Here is a 15,926-nt window from a genome sequence, read left to right as displayed (position 1 = left end):
AATTTGCTTTATAAATTTCATAAATTTGCAAATTAATTGGATATTGTCACATGAAAATATAAATTGTGCGTGTTTTTTGATTTACGCTCGTCATGCCTTCTAATAAAGTAAATGTTATGACAAGTCTTCTTGAACATCCACGCGGAGCTGAACCGGGGAAACCTGGTGACCGCAAAGAATTTTCTTTTACAACCAAAACGCGACTTTCCAATACTGCTGAAGGTAAAGGTCGTGATGGCGCTCGCTATGGGCGCACCGGCGTAATTCACACTCCTCACGGAGATATTCAAACTCCAGCTTTTGTGCCTGTTGCAACTCAAGCTGCAATGAAGGCAGTATTGCCAGAAAGCATTAAGGATTTGGGTGCGCAGTGCATGCTTTCAAATGCTTTTCACTTGTATGAGCGTCCGGGCGCGGATGTTCTTGACGAAGCTGGCGGATTGGGAAAGTTTATGAACTGGGATAAGCCAACCTTTACGGATTCTGGTGGATTTCAGGTTCTTTCTTTGGGTGCTGGTTTTAAGAAGACGCTCGCAATGGACGTTACTGGCATGAAGTCGGACGACGTTATTGCAGCCGGTAAGGAGCGCATGGCTTTTGTTGACGAGGATGGCGTAACTTTTAAGTCTCCTCTTAACGGAGCCAAGCACCGTTTTAGTGCTGAAATTTCTATGGGAATACAGCATAAGCTTGGTGCGGATATTATGTTTGCTTTCGATGAGCTTACTACTTTGATGAATACGCGTCGTTACCAGGAGGAGTCAGTAGAGCGCACTTTCCGCTGGGCTAAGCGTTGTGTCGCTGAGCATCAGCGTTTAACGCAGGAGCGCGTTGGTAAGCCTTATCAAGCGTTGTATGGTGTTGTGCAGGGCGCGAATTATGAGGATTTGCGTAGGCATGCAGCTGAAGAGATTGCTTCTTTAGATTTTGATGGAGTCGGAATCGGCGGCGCTATTGAGAAGCGAATTATTGGTGATACTTGTGCATGGATTTGCGATGCTATGCCGGAAAATCGACCTCGTCACGTGCTTGGTATTGCTGCAGTTGACGATATTTTTGCGTGTGTTGAAAATGGTGGAGATACTTTCGACTGTGTTGCTCCTGCTCGCTGCGGAAGGAACGGTGCAATTTTTACTCGACATGGTCGCTACAACGTAAAACGTGCTGAGTTTAAGCATGATCAGCGTCCGCTTGAAGAAGGCTGCGATTGCTACACTTGCACGCATTATTCCAGAATGTATGTGGATCATTTGTTGCGCGCTAGTGAAATGAATGGATTTACGCTTGCGACCATTCATAATGAGCGTTTCTTTGTGAAATTACTCGACGATATCCGAGCTTCTATTGACGGCGGATATTTTGAAGAGTTCCGCGATGAGACTCTTGCGCACTATTACGAAAACGGTTCTAAAGGCTGATAGTAGTTTTGAGCGCAAAATGCTAGGCTAAATATTGCGAATCTATGTTAAATATGATAGCCTTGCACTTTGTATGCGAACGTGGCGGAATGGTAGACGCGCTGTCTTCAGGTGGCAGTGAGCGTATGCTCGTGCGGGTTCAAGTCCCGCCGTTCGCACTCGTCAAAAAGGCTGGAATTGCAAGGGTTTTGCCTCTTACGATTCTGGCCTTTTGTGCAAGTATAGTGCAAATATAAAGCAGCTATATTGCAACTGCAGTGCAAAAAGTGCGAATGTTGTACAAACTTCTCGAGTATTGTACAAACTTCTATTTATTACAAGCGACGGTGATGTAATGAACACTAACGATGAACTAAATATCAATAATGCAAATAACAATTCTTACGAACATCATATTGGTCGTGAATCTCACGTTGTGCCTGGTCATTTTGGTGAACCTTTAAAAGTTACGAATGCACAGTATTCGCAAGGTAATGCTTCAGCTCATCCAACGCATCCGCTGCTTTTGCTTCTTCACGGTTGGGGTTCTAACGAGGAAGATTTATTGGATTTGTTGCGAGTAGTGGCACCATATAATGATGCAATCGCTTTACGTGCTCCGCTTAAGCTGGCGGAAGGCGCTTACAGTTGGTTCCACGATGCTGTACCTCAGCGAGAAGATTTAGATTACGACATGTATGCTGCTGCTGTCTCAATCGACGAGTGGGTGCGTGAAAATATTCCAGCAAATCGCGACATTGTGCCATTTGGTTTTTCGCAAGGAGCTGCGCTCGCAGTGCACGTTTTGCGTTTGAATCCTGCGCGTTATCGTGCAGCTGTTTCGCTTTCTGGGTTTATAGCTCCTAATGCTCCTACTTCTGCATCTGAAATTGCTTTGAAAGACGACGATTTAGCGGAACGTAATACGCCTGTATTTTTCGGCTACGGATTAGAAGATGACGTGATTCCTCCTTACGAATTTTCGGCTGCTGCCGCGTGGCTTGAAGAGCATACTTGGCTAGAAGAACGTCGTTATCGCGGACTGGATCATGCTGTTGATATGAACGAAATTGGCGATATTCGCAAATGGTTTGTAACTCACGATATTTCTTCTGGGCTTATGTAGATTTATTTGGATTATGTAAATTTATTCGATTTTGTTTTTTCTTAATCTGTAAATTAATCTGTAAAGTGATTTCATGAATATGCGCGATGAGATAGTATTTGCAATGAATCAAGCCTTGAATTTGGCTCGAGAGTCTGCTTCTGCAGGCGAAGTCCCAGTTGGAGCAGTTGTGCTTGATGGCGACGGCAATATTATTGGCAAAGGCGCAAATATGCGCGAGCAGAGCGCTGATCCTTTGGCTCATGCTGAAGTGCTTGCTATGAAAGATGCTGCTATCTCGCGCAAATCTTGGAATCTATCTGATTGCACTTTGGTAGTAACTCTTGAGCCTTGTCCTATGTGTGCTGGAGCTGTGCTGCAAACGCGTCTTAAACGCGTGATTTTCGGCGCATGGGATGCCAAACTTGGTGCGTGTGGGTCTGTGTGGGATATTTTGCGAGATCCTCATGTTGGTTCGCGTCCGGAAGTTATTGGCTCAGTATGCGAATCTGAGTGTGCTCAACTCTTGCGAAACTTTTTTGAAAATCACCGTTAGATAAGTGTTGCATTATTTTTTTAATGTTGCGTTTAATTCAAGATAACGCAGTGCATGAAAAGTAATTTTTTTTAGCGTGTTTCCCTTGTGTTCATTCTAGCAAAATGTTATAGTTGCGGTAACGTTACCGCATGAGGTAAGTTGAAGAAACCGACAATTGTGGGAACGTTATCTCAATTTGCGGATTCTATTCAGCGCTGATGAAGCTGCTCATTGAGAATAAGATTGCACAGAGGCTCTTATGCATGGTTGCATAGTGCTATTTTTCTCCAACGAGAGGAGTATATGGAAAAACGTAGTATAAAACATGGAGTACAAGCTAAAATCAAAACATATCGATAACAGTGCAAAATTGTTAACACTGGTTGAGCATAAGAGATGAGCTGGAGGTGTCATGTCGTACATTACGATTCGCGATGTTGCGCAACGTGCTGGTATATCAGTATCAACTGTTTCTCGCGCATTGAATAATACGGGTCGTATATCGGCAAACACTAAGGCGAAAGTTGAGCATGCAGTTGCGGAACTAGGTTATATACCAGATTCTCGCGCTCAGGCGATGCGGTCATCTCGCACTAAGACAGTGGGGCTACTTGTGCCAGATATACGCAATGCGTATTTTGCTGAGCTTGCGTATACTGTGCAAGACTCGTTGTTTGATGCCGGCTATTGTGCGTTTATTGGAACATCTTCTGAGAGTGCAGCTCGTCAAGATTCATTCATTACAAGTATTCTTTCTCAACGCATTGATGGTGCGATTATTGTGCCTCAGGGTGAGGAAACTGATGCTATGAGAATGTTGATGGAGCAGCATCTTCCACTTATGTTTATGGATCGACATGTGGAGCCTCGGACTGGCGATTTGATGCATGTGCCAGTTGTGGATTCGGATCCAGAGCAAGGTATTCGTGACGCATTATTGGATGTTAAACAACATGGTTTTTGCTCAGTTGGCTACGTGTCGGGTCCAATTATCGCTTCACCGTCACTGCAAGAACGTGAACAAGTATTTCGTACAGTGGCTTCGGAGATATTTGGCGAAGAACATGTATTTGTAGAATCTACGGGATTTGAACAATCCTCATGTGCTAGCGTGTTGCATCGCATGATTAGCGTTGGTGTAAAAGCGCTTATTGTCGGTTATTCGCCAGATGCGCTGCGAGTGATGGATGTAATGGCTCGTGAAGGATTAGTGATAGGCAGTGATATTTCACTTATCTCGTTTGATGATGTTGAAATATTCCGCTTAGCAACGCCGCGTATTTCTACTATTTCGCAACAAGTTCAGCGCATTGGTCGTACTAGTGCCGCACTTTTTTTGGATATGTTAGAACATAATGTTGATGTTCAATCGCAGCGAGTAGAAACTATGTATATTCCGCGTGAATCGTTAGGAAATGCATAGCTGTAAGGCTGTTATTCTATAGCTTGACACTATTGTTATTGATTTTTGTACCGTGACTTTGTAGGCGTGTGCAGCAATCGCCTGAGCGTACCGTTGTTGTTACGTTTTTGCATGCACAGTGCGGCATAATTCTCATCCAAAGTACAAGCGTAATGTAGCGTAATTTATTGCATTTTCGTGGCAGCAGTGGTGCTGTAGCGAAGAAAGAGGTAGGACATGACGGAACTATCGCTAGTAGGAGTATCGAAAATATTCGGTAATTCTACGGTAGTTGACAATGTGTCTGTAACAGTAAAACCAGGTGAAGTGCATGTTCTCCTTGGTGAAAATGGTGCGGGCAAGTCAACAGTTATTAAGATGATGAGTGGCATTTATCAGCCAGATAAAGGTCATATTGAGATCAATGGTGAAACAGTGCGAATTCCTAATGTGGATACTGCTCGCAAATTGGGCATTGCTGTGATTCACCAAGAGTTAAATTTGGTGCCAGAACTTTCTATTATGGAAAATTTGTTCCTTGGTATGCTTCCTACGAAAGCTGGTTTTGTTAGTCGGGCGACGATGCGTGCTCGTGCGGAATCTGCATTGCAAGTTATCGGTTTAGATGAAGATGTCAATAAGCCAATGGGACAACTTGGTGTAGCTCGTCAACAAATGGTAGAAATAGCAAAAGCACTTATGCAACATGCATCTATCCTTATTCTTGATGAACCAACAGCTGCTCTAACAAAACCAGAATGCGAACAGTTATTTAACATTATGGAAGATTTAAAATCCAAAAATGTTGGAATGGTGTTTATTTCTCATCATTTAGATGAAATTGCGCGTATTGGTGATGTTGTAACTGTACTTCGCGATGGCAAATACGTCGATACTGTTGATGCGCAAGTTCCTGAGAAGGAACTTGTAAAACTCATGGTAGGTCGTGATATTACAAATCAATTCCCTCATGGCAAACGTAGTCAAGGCAAAGAGCTGCTAAAAGTAGAAGGCTTAACGCGAAAAGGTACGTTAGAAAACGTATCCTTCAGCGTTCATGCTGGCGAAGTTGTGGGTCTTGCAGGTTTGGTAGGTGCTGGTCGTACCGAAGTTCTTCGTGCAATATTTGGTGCAGATAGTTATGATTCAGGTTCAATAACTGTTGATGGTAAATCTATTGCAAAAGCGAATATTGCAGGAAGCATCGCAGCTGGTCTTGGTTTAGTCCCAGAAGATCGTCGAGTACAAGGGTTGATTCTTGAAGCATCTGTTGCAGAAAATTTGGGAATTTCTACATTAGTTACTACAGCACATGCAGGATTTGCGGATTTGAAAGGGCAGCGTGCTCGCGAGGAAGAAACTGCAAAAAAATTGCGTATTCGTATGGCAAACATTGATCAACTCGCTGGTTCGCTATCTGGCGGTAATCAACAAAAAATCGTGTTCGGCAAATGGTCTATGGCGAACGTGAAAGTGCTGTTGCTGGATGAGCCTACTCGTGGTGTTGATGTTGGTGCTCGTGTAGAAATTTACGAGTTGATTAACAGTATCGTAGAAAATGGAGGTGCTGTGCTGATGGCATCCTCAGATTTGCCTGAAGTGCTTGGCATGTCAGATCGCGTATTGGTGATGTCGAACGGCAGAATCAGCGGTGAATTAGCTGCAAGCGAGGCTACGCAGGAAAGTGTGATGGAACTTGCAGTGACTCACCTTAATACATCTGGTATTTGAGCATACAGGAATGAGTAAAACCTTACTGCTTTCAATATGAAACTGATACATGAGTCATATTGAAATCTTAAAAATTAAAGTTACCAATCAAACGTAAAACTTGCATACAACAATTTATTGCACACAGCAGTGCAGTGAGTTATAGCAAAATTTGTTAAAGGAGTATAAATTATGGCTGCTACGAGTAGTGCAAAATCTGAGCATTTGGGATACGGTGCAGTTGATAAAGGATTTTTGCCTGCAGCGAAAAAGTTTGCATCACGCAATGGCGCTCTTATCGGCTTGATTATCTTGTGTGCTGCGCTTTCGTGCGCCACGCCAGCATTTTTGACAAGTGTGAATATTCTCAATGTGGGTATTCAAGCTGCGACAGTTGCTATTTTGGCATTCGGTCAAACCTTTGTTATCGTGTCCGCTGGTATTGATTTGTCAGTAGGTGCAGTGGCTGCAATTTCTAGTATGTTGGTTGCGTATACAGGCGTTTCTATGGGTTTGCCACCAGTGTTAACTGTTGTTGTAGGCATAGTAACCGGTGCGCTTTTTGGCCTTATTTCAGGTGTTGCAAACGCTTTTCTTAAGTTACCGTCGTTTATTGCTACATTGGCAATGATGTCTGTTGCGCGTGGACTTACCCTTGTTATTTCAGATGGTCGTCCTATTTCCACCTCTGGCATGGTGAATTTCTTTGGTGCCAACATATTAGGTATTCCAATGCCAATTGTGATGATGATTATCATGGGCGTTTTTGCTGCAGTAATACTGAACTTCACCACTACTGGTCGTTCTATGTATGCTGTTGGTGGAAATATGGAGGCTTCTCGCCTTTCTGGCATCAATATTCATAAAACACAAATTATGGTGTTTGTTTTTTCCGGTATTTTCGCTGCCATCGCTGGTTTAGTTATTGCCGGTCGTTTACATTCCGCTCAGCCTCAAGCTGCCACTGGCTATGAAATGGATGCTATTGCTTCTGTTGTTATCGGTGGTGCTTCGCTTTCGGGAGGTAAAGGTAAGATTTCTGGCACTTTCGTAGGAGCAATTTTGTTGGCTGTAATTCGTAATGGCTTGAATATTTTGAATGTTTCCTCCTTCTGGCAGCAAGTAGTTATTGGTTTGGTTATTGCCTTTGCTGTGAGCCTTGACACTTTGCGCCGCAAGGAAGATACGCACTGACAGCAAATTAATACTTTTTATAAACTTGATCTTCTCGTAGGAAGGAGATGAATCTTGCAAATGTTGATTCGTAAGTGGCGAGTAATCAATATTTTCAGCAAGAATTGAAACGATTTTGGAATATTATAACTGAACTTTATAACTCAAAACTACGTAACAATAAGGTAAAGAGATGGTGAAACATCAGCCTTATGCCACTGCAACATTGTGGATTTATCGAACTAAAACTTGCGGTAGCACAGGGCAATAATCAAAGGAGATATGATGAATTATCCAATTATGCGTCGAGGCGTAAAGATTGCTTGCGCGTTTGCAGCAGCATCTGCACTTATTGTCAGCATGAGTGCATGTGGTAGTACTAATGGTGGCGATAAAGTCGCATTGCTAGTTTCTACTTTGAACAATCCGTTCTTTGTGGATTTGCGTGATGGTGCCCAAGCTGAAGCAAAGAAACTTGGTGTTGATTTGCAAGTTTCCGACGCTCAGAATGATTCTGCAAAGCAGCAGGATCAAGCGCAGAATGCTCAATCACAAGGTGCAAAAGCTGTTATTATTAACCCTGTAGATTCTGATGCTGCTGGTCCTGCAGTTGCCCCGTTGCTAAGCGCGAACTTGCCTGTGATTTCTGTTGACCGTTCTGTAACTGGTGAAAAAGTTACTTCGCATATTGCTTCCGATAACGTTGCTGGTGGTGCTCAGGCTGCTGACACGCTAGCTAATAGTATGGGCAAAAAGGGTGAAGTTTTGGTTTTGCAAGGTATTCCTGGAGCGGCTTCTACTCGCGACCGTGGCAAAGGATTCAAAGATCGTATTAAGAAATATTCAAATATTAAAGTTGTAGCAGAACAAACTGCTAACTTTGACCGTGCTGAAGCATTAAATGTGGCTACTAATTTATTGCAATCGCACCCGAATGCAACCGGCATTTACGCCGAAAATGACGAGATGGCATTAGGTGCCATTCAAGCATTAGGAGCTAAAGCTGGTAAAGAAATTAAAGTAGTCGGTTTCGATGGAACTGCTGACGGTATGAAAGCTATTAAGGCCGGCGCAATGGCTGGAACAATTGCTCAGCAGCCAAAGGAACTTGGTCGTGCTGCCGTTGCTGCTGCTGTAAAAGCTATTAAGGGGAAAAGTGTTCCAAAGACTGAGCCAATTACTGTGAAAACAGTGACAGTAAAGAATGTGGGTGATTTTGAGTAATACATATTTGCATAAAACTATGTAATTCTGTGTATAAACATTAAAGTTTATGTTGAGTAATTTTATAGATTAATATAGCTAATGCAAAATTTATATGGCGCTGAGAGCATTCATGATGCTTTCGTGAAAATAATCGCAACAGTAAAATTTATTAATACCGTATGATTTAGTGTTCTCAACGCCATTGTTTTCTTAATAAGATTTTTATCATATATGTTCGTGGTGGCGCACTTGTTATAAAAGTGATGATCATTGTTGATGTCACTTTTATGAGCCACGATATGGGGTGAATTATGTTAACTCATGGTATTTTGAACGCACAATTAGCAGCTGCTATTGCAAAATTGAGGCATAAGGACCAATTTGTTGTTTCTGACTGTGGCTTGCCTGTCCCAGCGGGCGTAGAAGTTATTGATTTAGCTTTGGTTTTTGGGATACCGCGATTTCCTGATGTGCTTGCATCAATAAAGGATGATCTTGTTCTTGAATCTGGTATTATGGCGGAAGAAGCTCGTGATGATGTTCCAGAAACATGGGTCAAGGATTTGCTTGGTGTGCCATTGACTTATGTGCCGCATGATGGCGAACAAGGATTTAAGGCTCTTGTTTCGCAAGCTAAATTCGTGATTCGAACGGGTGAGACTACTCCGTATTCTAACGTGTTGCTACGTTGTGGTGTTCCATTCTAAGCTTTGTTTTGCGCAATATTTAGGGAGAATTATGTGTAGTTATCATATGCTTGACTCGTTGGAGAGTTTAGAAAAGATTAAAGTCATTCAGCCTGTTAACGTGGCTTTGCAACACGAGACATTGCCTGCGTTACGAAATATGAAGATGCCTACTGTAGCGATAGTTGGTTCTATGAATGCGGATTATACTATTGTTGCTAATCGTCTTCCTATGCCTGGTGAGACCATTAAAGGTAACGAAATACGAATACTGCCTGGAGGTAAGTCAGGTAATCAGGCAGTATCTGCTGCAAAGCTTGGTGCGCACGTATGTATGTTCGGTGCTGTAGGCGATGATGCTAATGCTGATTTTCTTACTGGTGCTTTGCGAGAATCTGGTGTTGATACGACGTATGTACGTCATGTACCCAATTGCAACAGTGGCGCAACAGTGATTACAGTGGATGCGCAAAGTGGCGAAAATACTATTGTTTATGCGCCTGGATCTAACTCGCAAGTTGATATTGATTATATTCAGTCGCCATCTGTGCAAGCTGCTATTACTAATGCAAAAGTATTAGGGCTTTGCTTGGAAAGTCCATTAGAATCGGTTACGATGTGCGCTCGCTTAGCGCATGAGCATGGCGTAAAAGTTTTGCTTAATAATTCGCCTTTTTTGGATACATTACCGCAAGATCTTATACGATCTGCAGATATCTTACTGGTCAATGAGCATGAAATGGCACAGCTATTGCATATTTCAGAACCAGATAGCGGTGATTGGGATTCATTTGATTGGAAGCATACGCTTCATGCAATGCATGAGTTTGGCTTTAATGAGGCAATAGTAACACTTGGCTCACGTGGGTCTATGGTTTTGGATTATGCTGATAATTCGGTGCATCGAATTATGGCTCAGCATGTCAATGCCGTTGATACTACGGGTTGTGGTGATGCTTTTATGGGTACCGTGCTTGCGTGTTTGTCTGTGGATATGCGGTTGGTTGATGCAGCGTCGCTCGCTTCTTATGTAGCTGCATATGCTGCTACTGGATTTGGTGCACAAGCTTCTTACGGTACAGTTGCTCAAATTCGTCAATTTTTTCACTTGTAAGTAGGTGATGCATGCATAAATTGTAAGTATATTCAGTTGACGTTCGCGCCTTGCCGATGTACAGAATTTTGACATTCTTCTAAAACTGTGTAATATGCTATAAAAACCAAAAAGCAGTTGGCTGATTTTAGTCACTACAATCAGCCTTACTGCTTTTTACTATATTTACAGTCGCTTCGACGAATTTTCATGTATACACGAATTTCGCCTAAGCACATTTTTACCTAAAAGGAGGTGTCACTATGAGTGGCATGAAATATGCAATGATCGGTTCGGGAGCTATGGGATATCGCTATGGCGTTTTGTTGCAGGAAACGGCTGGCATTCATGTTGATTTCATTGATGCCTGGGATGAAAATGTGAATAAGGTCCGCGAGCAAGGCGGCGTAATGGTGAGTCGCGACCATGAAAACCGTCATTTAGTGCCGATTAATATGTATACGCCTGAAGATTATGACGGCGATCCGGACGTGTGGATTGTGTTTATGAAGCAAATGCAGCTTGCGGAAATGTTGGAGCGTTGTAAGCATTTGTTTAAAGAGCATCAGGTTGTGTTTGCTGCAATGAACGGCTGGGGACACTTCGAAAAGTTGCAGCAATATTTCCCGGATGACCACATTTATGGCGGAACTGCAATGATTGCAACAGTTTTGAACGGTCCGGGCGACGTTGATTTTATTGGTAAAGTTGGCGTTGGCACCATGAACATGTGCGCGTTGAACGAGCAGGTGAGCAATGTTGAGCTTGCTATGCGAGACGACTTTAAAGCTGCAGGCTTGAATCCTACTATTACGGAAGATTTCAAGGGTACGTGCATGGCGAAGGTAGTTTTCAATTCTGTAGTTAACACTTTGTGCACAATGTATCAGATTCAAATGGGTCAGTTTATTTCGTATCCTGGCGCTATGGATATGGCTCGACAGCTTATTAACGAAGCGTACGACGTGTGCGATCGTGCTGGAATTCGTATGGTTAATACGCGTCAGCAGGAGTTGGAGGCTATCGATTACGTAAGTCGTGTTGCAAATCCTTTGCACTATCCTTCTATGTACCAAGATATGAGTCGCGGACGAAAGACTGAAGTCGATTACATCAACGGATATATTGCAAAGCTCGGTCGCGAAAATGATTACGTTTGCCGCACTCACGAATTCTTAACGCATGGAGTTCATCTGGCGGAACTCGCGTTCAAGCTTCATAATCAGCAATAATTTAGAGAGTATCCCTATAACTCTTGCAATGAATGAGAAGGAGGCGCGGCTCGCGGTTTTTACTGCGGGCCGCTTTTTTATTCTTTTAACTGTACAAGTATAGTGACTTTCATATACACTTGTGAAAAGTATAGTAAATATACATGTATTAAGTATATGCGTGGATTGTCTGTAGAAAAGTTAGGGTAATAAATATGGTTACAGTCGCTCCAATAAGCACTATGGTTCCTATTAGTGCTTTTAGTAATGGTAAATCTGCACAGGCTTTTGCTAAAGTGAGTTCTGGTATGCCAGTTACGGTTTTAAAAAATAATCAACCAATGTACTTCATTATTGACCGCGAAGATTTTGAGCGCTACCAATCGCTTGAGGAACAACTTCAAAAGTATATTGAAGAAGCCATTGAAAATAAAAACGAAGAAGCTCGCGCGCAAGTTCAAAATCGCGAATTCACTCATGAATCACATACCGCTTCTGATATGATGGATTACTTAAATGGTCTGTGAAAAGAGACGTCTTCTTACAATCAAGTCATTTGATAATGACTACAAAAAGATTCGTAAAAAGCATATTGATACTGAAGATTTTCTTGCTGTATTTCAGGCTCTCATAGATAATAATCAACAGCTATTAAAGAGTAAATATCGTGATCATGCTCTTACTGGTAGTTGGAAAGGTTACCGTGAGTTGCATGTGCAGCCAAATTTACTACTTATTTATTGGGTTGATGGCTTGTCTGTTTCTTTAGTCTTGGTAAGAGTGGGGAATCATGATGAATTATTCTCCAATGCTCATACTAATTCTAAAATTATTCACAAGTATTCTGAGATGGTAAGTAATACTCTAGCGTTGCTTGCAAAATCCAAAGATAGCTGAAATATAAAATAATAGAATATAGATTATAAAAATAATTAATGGGGATTAAATGACTACTTTTGACAGAGCAAACTTGCCGCAATCCGTGCGCACGAACGGCGCTACGCCAAACCCTTGGTGGGCGAATGCAGTAGTGTATCAGATCTATCCGCGAAGCTTCCAAGATACTAATGGAGATGGCATTGGTGATTTGAGGGGAATTACTTCTCGCCTCGATTATTTGGCTGATTTAGGTGTTGACGTGCTCTGGCTCAGCCCTGTTTACAAGTCTCCACAAGACGATAACGGTTACGATATTTCCGACTATCAGGATATTGATCCACTTTTTGGCACTTTGGAAGATATGGACGAGCTGCTGGCTGGAGCTCACGAGCGTGGCCTTAAAGTCGTGATGGATTTAGTAGTAAATCACACTTCAGATGAGCATGCTTGGTTCCAGGCTTCTAGGAATGCTTCGAGCGATTACGCAGATTGGTATTGGTGGAGACCTGCGCGTGAAGGTTGTGTGCCTGGTGAGCCGGGTGCGGAGCCGAATAAGTGGGGTTCGTATTTCGGCGGTTCCGCGTGGACTTACGATCCGAAGCGCGGAGAATACTATCTTCACCAGTATTCTCCAAAGCAGCCAGATTTGAATTGGGAAAATCCTGCGGTTCGCGCTGCCGTGTATAAGATGATGAATTGGTGGATGGATCGCGGAATTGACGGCTTCCGTATGGACGTGATTACGCAGATTTCTAAGCATGTTGATTCTGAAGGACGTTTGCCTGGGGAGACTGGCTGCCAGATTGAAGATTTGCCGGCTGGTGCTGACGGCTATTCTTCGCCATTCCCGTTCTGCTCGGACGGTCCTCGTTTAGACGAATTCTTGCGTGAGATGCGTGCAGAAGTTTTCGAAGGGCGCGAAGGTTTCTTAACTGTTGGCGAAGCTCCGGGAATTTCTCCGCACCGTAATACTTATATTACTGACCCTGCTCACAGTGAACTCGACATGTTATTCCTGTTCAATCATGTGGATATTGATTGCGAAAACGGAACTAAGTGGAATCCTGTGCCGCTAAAGCTTACGGCATTAAAGCGCGTGATGGCTGAGCAGCAGCAAGCGGTAGCGGATGCTGGCTGGGCGAGTTTGTTCTTTAATAATCACGATCAGCCGCGTGCGCTTTCTCGCTGGGGTAGTGAGTCTAGCGAGGAGATGCGCGTGCGTTCCGCTAAGGCGATTGCAATGCTTCTTCACATGCATCGCGGCACACCTTACGTGTATCAAGGCGAGGAAATTGGTATGACTAACGCGCACTTTACGCGTCTCGAGCAGTATCGCGATTTGGAAGCGTTGAATATGTTTAAGCAGCGCGTAGAAGAAGCACATATTCAGTCGGCTGAGTCGATGATGGATGCGCTCGCAAAGCGTGGGCGCGACAATTCTCGAACTCCGATGCAGTGGAATGCGTCTAAATACGCGGGATTTATGCCTTTTAATATCGCATCGAAAAATAACGCAGAGCCGTGGATTAGCGTGAATCCTAATTATGTGGATATTAATGCGGCTGAGCAGATGGAAGATTCAGATTCCGTTTACTCTTTCTATAAGTATTTGATTGCTTTGCGCCATTCGGAGCCGATTGTTTCTGCTGGCTCTTGGAATTTGGTCGATGCGGACGACGAGTGCGTGTACGCTTTCGTGCGCGAGCTTACATCTGATTGCGCAAAGCAGGATGATTCTGCAGAGACTGCTGCGGAATCTGTTGCTAAATCTGCGAAATCTAATGCGGAATCTAATGCGGAATCTACAGAACGTATGCTCGTAATGGTTAATATGACTGATTCAACCGTGCCTATACCTACGCAGAGCGCACAATTATTGCAAAATCGCGCTTCTAACAGCTTTACAACGCACGACGTAATGGTTACAACTTACGACGTGAATCACGCGCTTACATCGCTTAAAAACGGTACGCTTGCGTCTTGGGAAGGTATAGCTGTTACTTTGCAATAGTTTTAATAGCGTTACTTTGCAATAATCACTTTGCAATAGTTTCGTCTACTAATTTTGGCAGAGCTTTCGCAATATCTTCGCGAATAATACGCTCTGCCAAATAGTCGTATTGTGTAGAGCCCAAGTTCATTATCGTAATAGGCACTCCTGCGCGCGCGGCTAACGGCACAAGGCTGGCAGCTGGAAATACTTCTAGCGTGGAACCAATAACCCACAGCTCGTCCGCTTTAACTATTGCTTGCGCGCTGCGTTCCATAGCGCCTTCAGGAAGTGCCTCTCCAAAATAAACAACGTCTGTTTTTATGAGACCGTTACAAGGCATATTGCTGCGGTACGGCAGAGCGCGCCTGCAATGTGGATCTGGATGCTCGTCTAAATCTGCCATAATATCGGCAGTTTTATAGCTCGCGTGGCAGCTCATGCAGTGCGAAGTTCCAATGCTTCCATGCAAATTCACTATAATATCTGGGTTATTGCCAGCTTTTTCGTGAAGCGCATCAAAATTTTGTGTGGCTATGAGGTCGAGCATGCCTGCCTTCTCGAGTTTTACAAGTGCTTTGTGAGCTGTTCCCGGCTGTGCGTTCCAAACGGGCGACTCTTTTTGCCATCTCCAAGAATATATGCGTTCCTCTTTACTGCTTAAAAATGCGTTTATGTCATAAACGCTCATTTGTTCTGGGTGCTTAGTCCATACGCCGTCTGGACCGCGAAAATCTGGAATACCCGCGCTGGTAGATATTCCCGCGCCGGTGAGCACAACAATGTGATGCGCTTTGTTGCTCGATTGCTTGTTGCTCATTCTTCCGCTCCTTCTTTTTATTAATATCTGTTAATATCCTATTCTTATTTTCTTATTTTTCTCTTTATGCGCTTTACGCTTTTTGTGTTTTTATTAGCTTTGTATTCTTTATAAAAGTTTATTTAATAAGTATCTATTTATATAGGTATTTCTTATTTCATAAATAGAGCTCATATATTTTGTGTGTACTGCTGCTGAGTTTGTGCGAGCGTTGTAAAGCAAGCGCTACCGCATTAAGCTCACTTTAAGTTAATCTTCTTTGGTCGTCAGATTACGCTTTCTTAATTAGTTTAAAGAAAGCGTAATTGTTTGCGCGCTTGCGCGGAAAGCACACTGTGCTTTCTGCATAAGCAAGCGCTACCGCATCGGGTTGCTTTTCGCGCTACGCTTTAAGCGAAAAGCAAGTCGATGCGACACTCCCGGTTTTGAGGTTTTTGGGGCTATTTTTGATTATTTTTTGTTGGTTTTGATTATTGTTCCTGGTTTTGTGTTGGTTTTTGGGTGCTTTTTCGCGTTTTTCGACACGCCGGCGTTTTGGCTTGTTTTCAATGGTTTTGGGGTGTTTATTTTTGGCGGGTTTGCGTTTTAGCGTGGGTTGGTGTAAGTTTATCTCTTGCTGCTCAGCGCGGCTGGTTCTCCTCGGTTGAGGTTGATGAGCCGGCTGGTGTGGTGGTGGTTTGAGAACTCAAGAGCGTGTCTGTACTACTTATTAGTTA

The 15,926-nt window shown here is 43.2% G+C and carries 15 protein-coding genes and 1 tRNA gene; 15 read left to right on the top strand and 1 reads right to left on the bottom strand.

Annotated elements, in window-relative coordinates; genetic code table 11:
• Positions 1-92: 92 nt before the first annotated feature.
• The 14 genes from tgt (at position 93) to AC1EKT_RS02685 (ending at position 14,411) form a co-directional block, all read left to right on the top strand.
• Positions 93-1,418, top strand: a complete 1,326-nt coding sequence (tgt, locus tag AC1EKT_RS02750) for a tRNA guanosine(34) transglycosylase Tgt (RefSeq protein ID WP_415683127.1) — start codon at positions 93-95, stop codon at positions 1,416-1,418.
• A 75-nt stretch (positions 1,419-1,493) separates the two neighbouring features.
• Positions 1,494-1,576: transfer RNA gene (locus AC1EKT_RS02745), tRNA-Leu, on the top strand.
• Between the two features lie 176 nt (positions 1,577-1,752).
• The gene (locus AC1EKT_RS02740; protein ID WP_481616147.1) at positions 1,753-2,523 is read left to right on the top strand and encodes an alpha/beta hydrolase; all 771 of its coding nucleotides are present in this window, start codon (positions 1,753-1,755) and stop codon (positions 2,521-2,523) included.
• Between the two features lie 73 nt (positions 2,524-2,596).
• On the top strand, positions 2,597-3,058 hold the full coding sequence (locus AC1EKT_RS02735; RefSeq protein WP_415687037.1) for a nucleoside deaminase: 462 nt from the start codon (positions 2,597-2,599) through the stop codon (positions 3,056-3,058).
• Positions 3,059-3,452: 394 nt separating this feature from the next.
• Positions 3,453-4,463, top strand: coding sequence for a LacI family DNA-binding transcriptional regulator (locus AC1EKT_RS02730; RefSeq protein ID WP_415688906.1), 1,011 nt, complete (start codon positions 3,453-3,455; stop codon positions 4,461-4,463).
• Between the two features lie 216 nt (positions 4,464-4,679).
• Entirely contained in the window at positions 4,680-6,173 is a 1,494-nt protein-coding gene (locus tag AC1EKT_RS02725; RefSeq protein WP_415687036.1) for a sugar ABC transporter ATP-binding protein, read from the top strand.
• A 171-nt stretch (positions 6,174-6,344) separates the two neighbouring features.
• Positions 6,345-7,346: an ABC transporter permease gene (locus AC1EKT_RS02720; RefSeq protein ID WP_415683123.1), complete on the top strand. Its 1,002-nt coding sequence runs from the start codon at positions 6,345-6,347 to the stop codon at positions 7,344-7,346.
• 264 nt (positions 7,347-7,610) lie between these two features.
• Entirely contained in the window at positions 7,611-8,549 is a 939-nt protein-coding gene (locus AC1EKT_RS02715; protein WP_415687035.1) for a D-ribose ABC transporter substrate-binding protein, read from the top strand.
• A gap of 293 nt (positions 8,550-8,842) precedes the next feature.
• Positions 8,843-9,238: a D-ribose pyranase gene (gene rbsD, locus AC1EKT_RS02710; RefSeq protein ID WP_415683122.1), complete on the top strand. Its 396-nt coding sequence runs from the start codon at positions 8,843-8,845 to the stop codon at positions 9,236-9,238.
• Positions 9,239-9,284: 46 nt separating this feature from the next.
• Positions 9,285-10,331: a ribokinase gene (locus AC1EKT_RS02705; RefSeq protein WP_004109420.1), complete on the top strand. Its 1,047-nt coding sequence runs from the start codon at positions 9,285-9,287 to the stop codon at positions 10,329-10,331.
• 242 nt (positions 10,332-10,573) lie between these two features.
• Positions 10,574-11,542, top strand: coding sequence for a ketopantoate reductase family protein (locus AC1EKT_RS02700; protein WP_415687034.1), 969 nt, complete (start codon positions 10,574-10,576; stop codon positions 11,540-11,542).
• 194 nt (positions 11,543-11,736) lie between these two features.
• Positions 11,737-12,048, top strand: a complete 312-nt coding sequence (locus AC1EKT_RS02695; protein ID WP_415683121.1) for a type II toxin-antitoxin system Phd/YefM family antitoxin — start codon at positions 11,737-11,739, stop codon at positions 12,046-12,048.
• Positions 12,038-12,418, top strand: coding sequence for a type II toxin-antitoxin system YafQ family toxin (locus AC1EKT_RS02690; protein WP_481616148.1), 381 nt, complete (start codon positions 12,038-12,040; stop codon positions 12,416-12,418). The genes AC1EKT_RS02695 and AC1EKT_RS02690 overlap by 11 nt, the downstream gene beginning before the upstream one ends.
• Positions 12,419-12,467: 49 nt before the next feature.
• Entirely contained in the window at positions 12,468-14,411 is a 1,944-nt protein-coding gene (locus AC1EKT_RS02685; RefSeq protein WP_481616149.1) for an alpha-glucosidase, read from the top strand.
• A gap of 25 nt (positions 14,412-14,436) precedes the next feature.
• On the opposite strand, the gene AC1EKT_RS02680 is transcribed toward AC1EKT_RS02685, so the two are convergent.
• Entirely contained in the window at positions 14,437-15,210 is a 774-nt protein-coding gene (locus AC1EKT_RS02680; protein WP_481616150.1) for an SIR2 family NAD-dependent protein deacylase, read from the bottom strand.
• Positions 15,211-15,744: 534 nt separating this feature from the next.
• On the opposite strand from AC1EKT_RS02680, the gene AC1EKT_RS02675 reads away from it, so the two are divergent.
• Entirely contained in the window at positions 15,745-15,891 is a 147-nt protein-coding gene (locus AC1EKT_RS02675) for a hypothetical protein (protein WP_481616151.1), read from the top strand.
• Positions 15,892-15,926 lie beyond the last annotated feature (35 nt).

Source organism: Bifidobacterium sp. C0047B3, from assembly GCF_056590535.1.
The sequence above is the reverse complement of the archived record's forward strand: the minus strand, read 5'-3'. Positions and strand labels throughout refer to the sequence as shown.

Bases quoted from the DNA above. Each gene is read 5' to 3' on its own strand.
- tgt (WP_415683127.1), top strand. From the start codon at position 93: ATGCCTTCTAATAAAGTAAATGTTATGACAAGTCTTCTTGAACATCCA.
- AC1EKT_RS02740 (WP_481616147.1), top strand. From the start codon at position 1,753: ATGAACACTAACGATGAACTAAATATCAATAATGCAAATAACAATTCT.
- AC1EKT_RS02735 (WP_415687037.1), top strand. From the start codon at position 2,597: ATGAATATGCGCGATGAGATAGTATTTGCAATGAATCAAGCCTTGAAT.
- AC1EKT_RS02730 (WP_415688906.1), top strand. From the start codon at position 3,453: ATGTCGTACATTACGATTCGCGATGTTGCGCAACGTGCTGGTATATCA.
- AC1EKT_RS02725 (WP_415687036.1), top strand. From the start codon at position 4,680: ATGACGGAACTATCGCTAGTAGGAGTATCGAAAATATTCGGTAATTCT.
- AC1EKT_RS02720 (WP_415683123.1), top strand. From the start codon at position 6,345: ATGGCTGCTACGAGTAGTGCAAAATCTGAGCATTTGGGATACGGTGCA.
- AC1EKT_RS02715 (WP_415687035.1), top strand. From the start codon at position 7,611: ATGAATTATCCAATTATGCGTCGAGGCGTAAAGATTGCTTGCGCGTTT.
- rbsD (WP_415683122.1), top strand. From the start codon at position 8,843: ATGTTAACTCATGGTATTTTGAACGCACAATTAGCAGCTGCTATTGCA.
- AC1EKT_RS02705 (WP_004109420.1), top strand. From the start codon at position 9,285: ATGCTTGACTCGTTGGAGAGTTTAGAAAAGATTAAAGTCATTCAGCCT.
- AC1EKT_RS02700 (WP_415687034.1), top strand. From the start codon at position 10,574: ATGAGTGGCATGAAATATGCAATGATCGGTTCGGGAGCTATGGGATAT.
- AC1EKT_RS02695 (WP_415683121.1), top strand. From the start codon at position 11,737: ATGGTTACAGTCGCTCCAATAAGCACTATGGTTCCTATTAGTGCTTTT.
- AC1EKT_RS02690 (WP_481616148.1), top strand. From the start codon at position 12,038: ATGGTCTGTGAAAAGAGACGTCTTCTTACAATCAAGTCATTTGATAAT.
- AC1EKT_RS02685 (WP_481616149.1), top strand. From the start codon at position 12,468: ATGACTACTTTTGACAGAGCAAACTTGCCGCAATCCGTGCGCACGAAC.
- AC1EKT_RS02680 (WP_481616150.1), bottom strand. From the start codon at position 15,210: ATGAGCAACAAGCAATCGAGCAACAAAGCGCATCACATTGTTGTGCTC.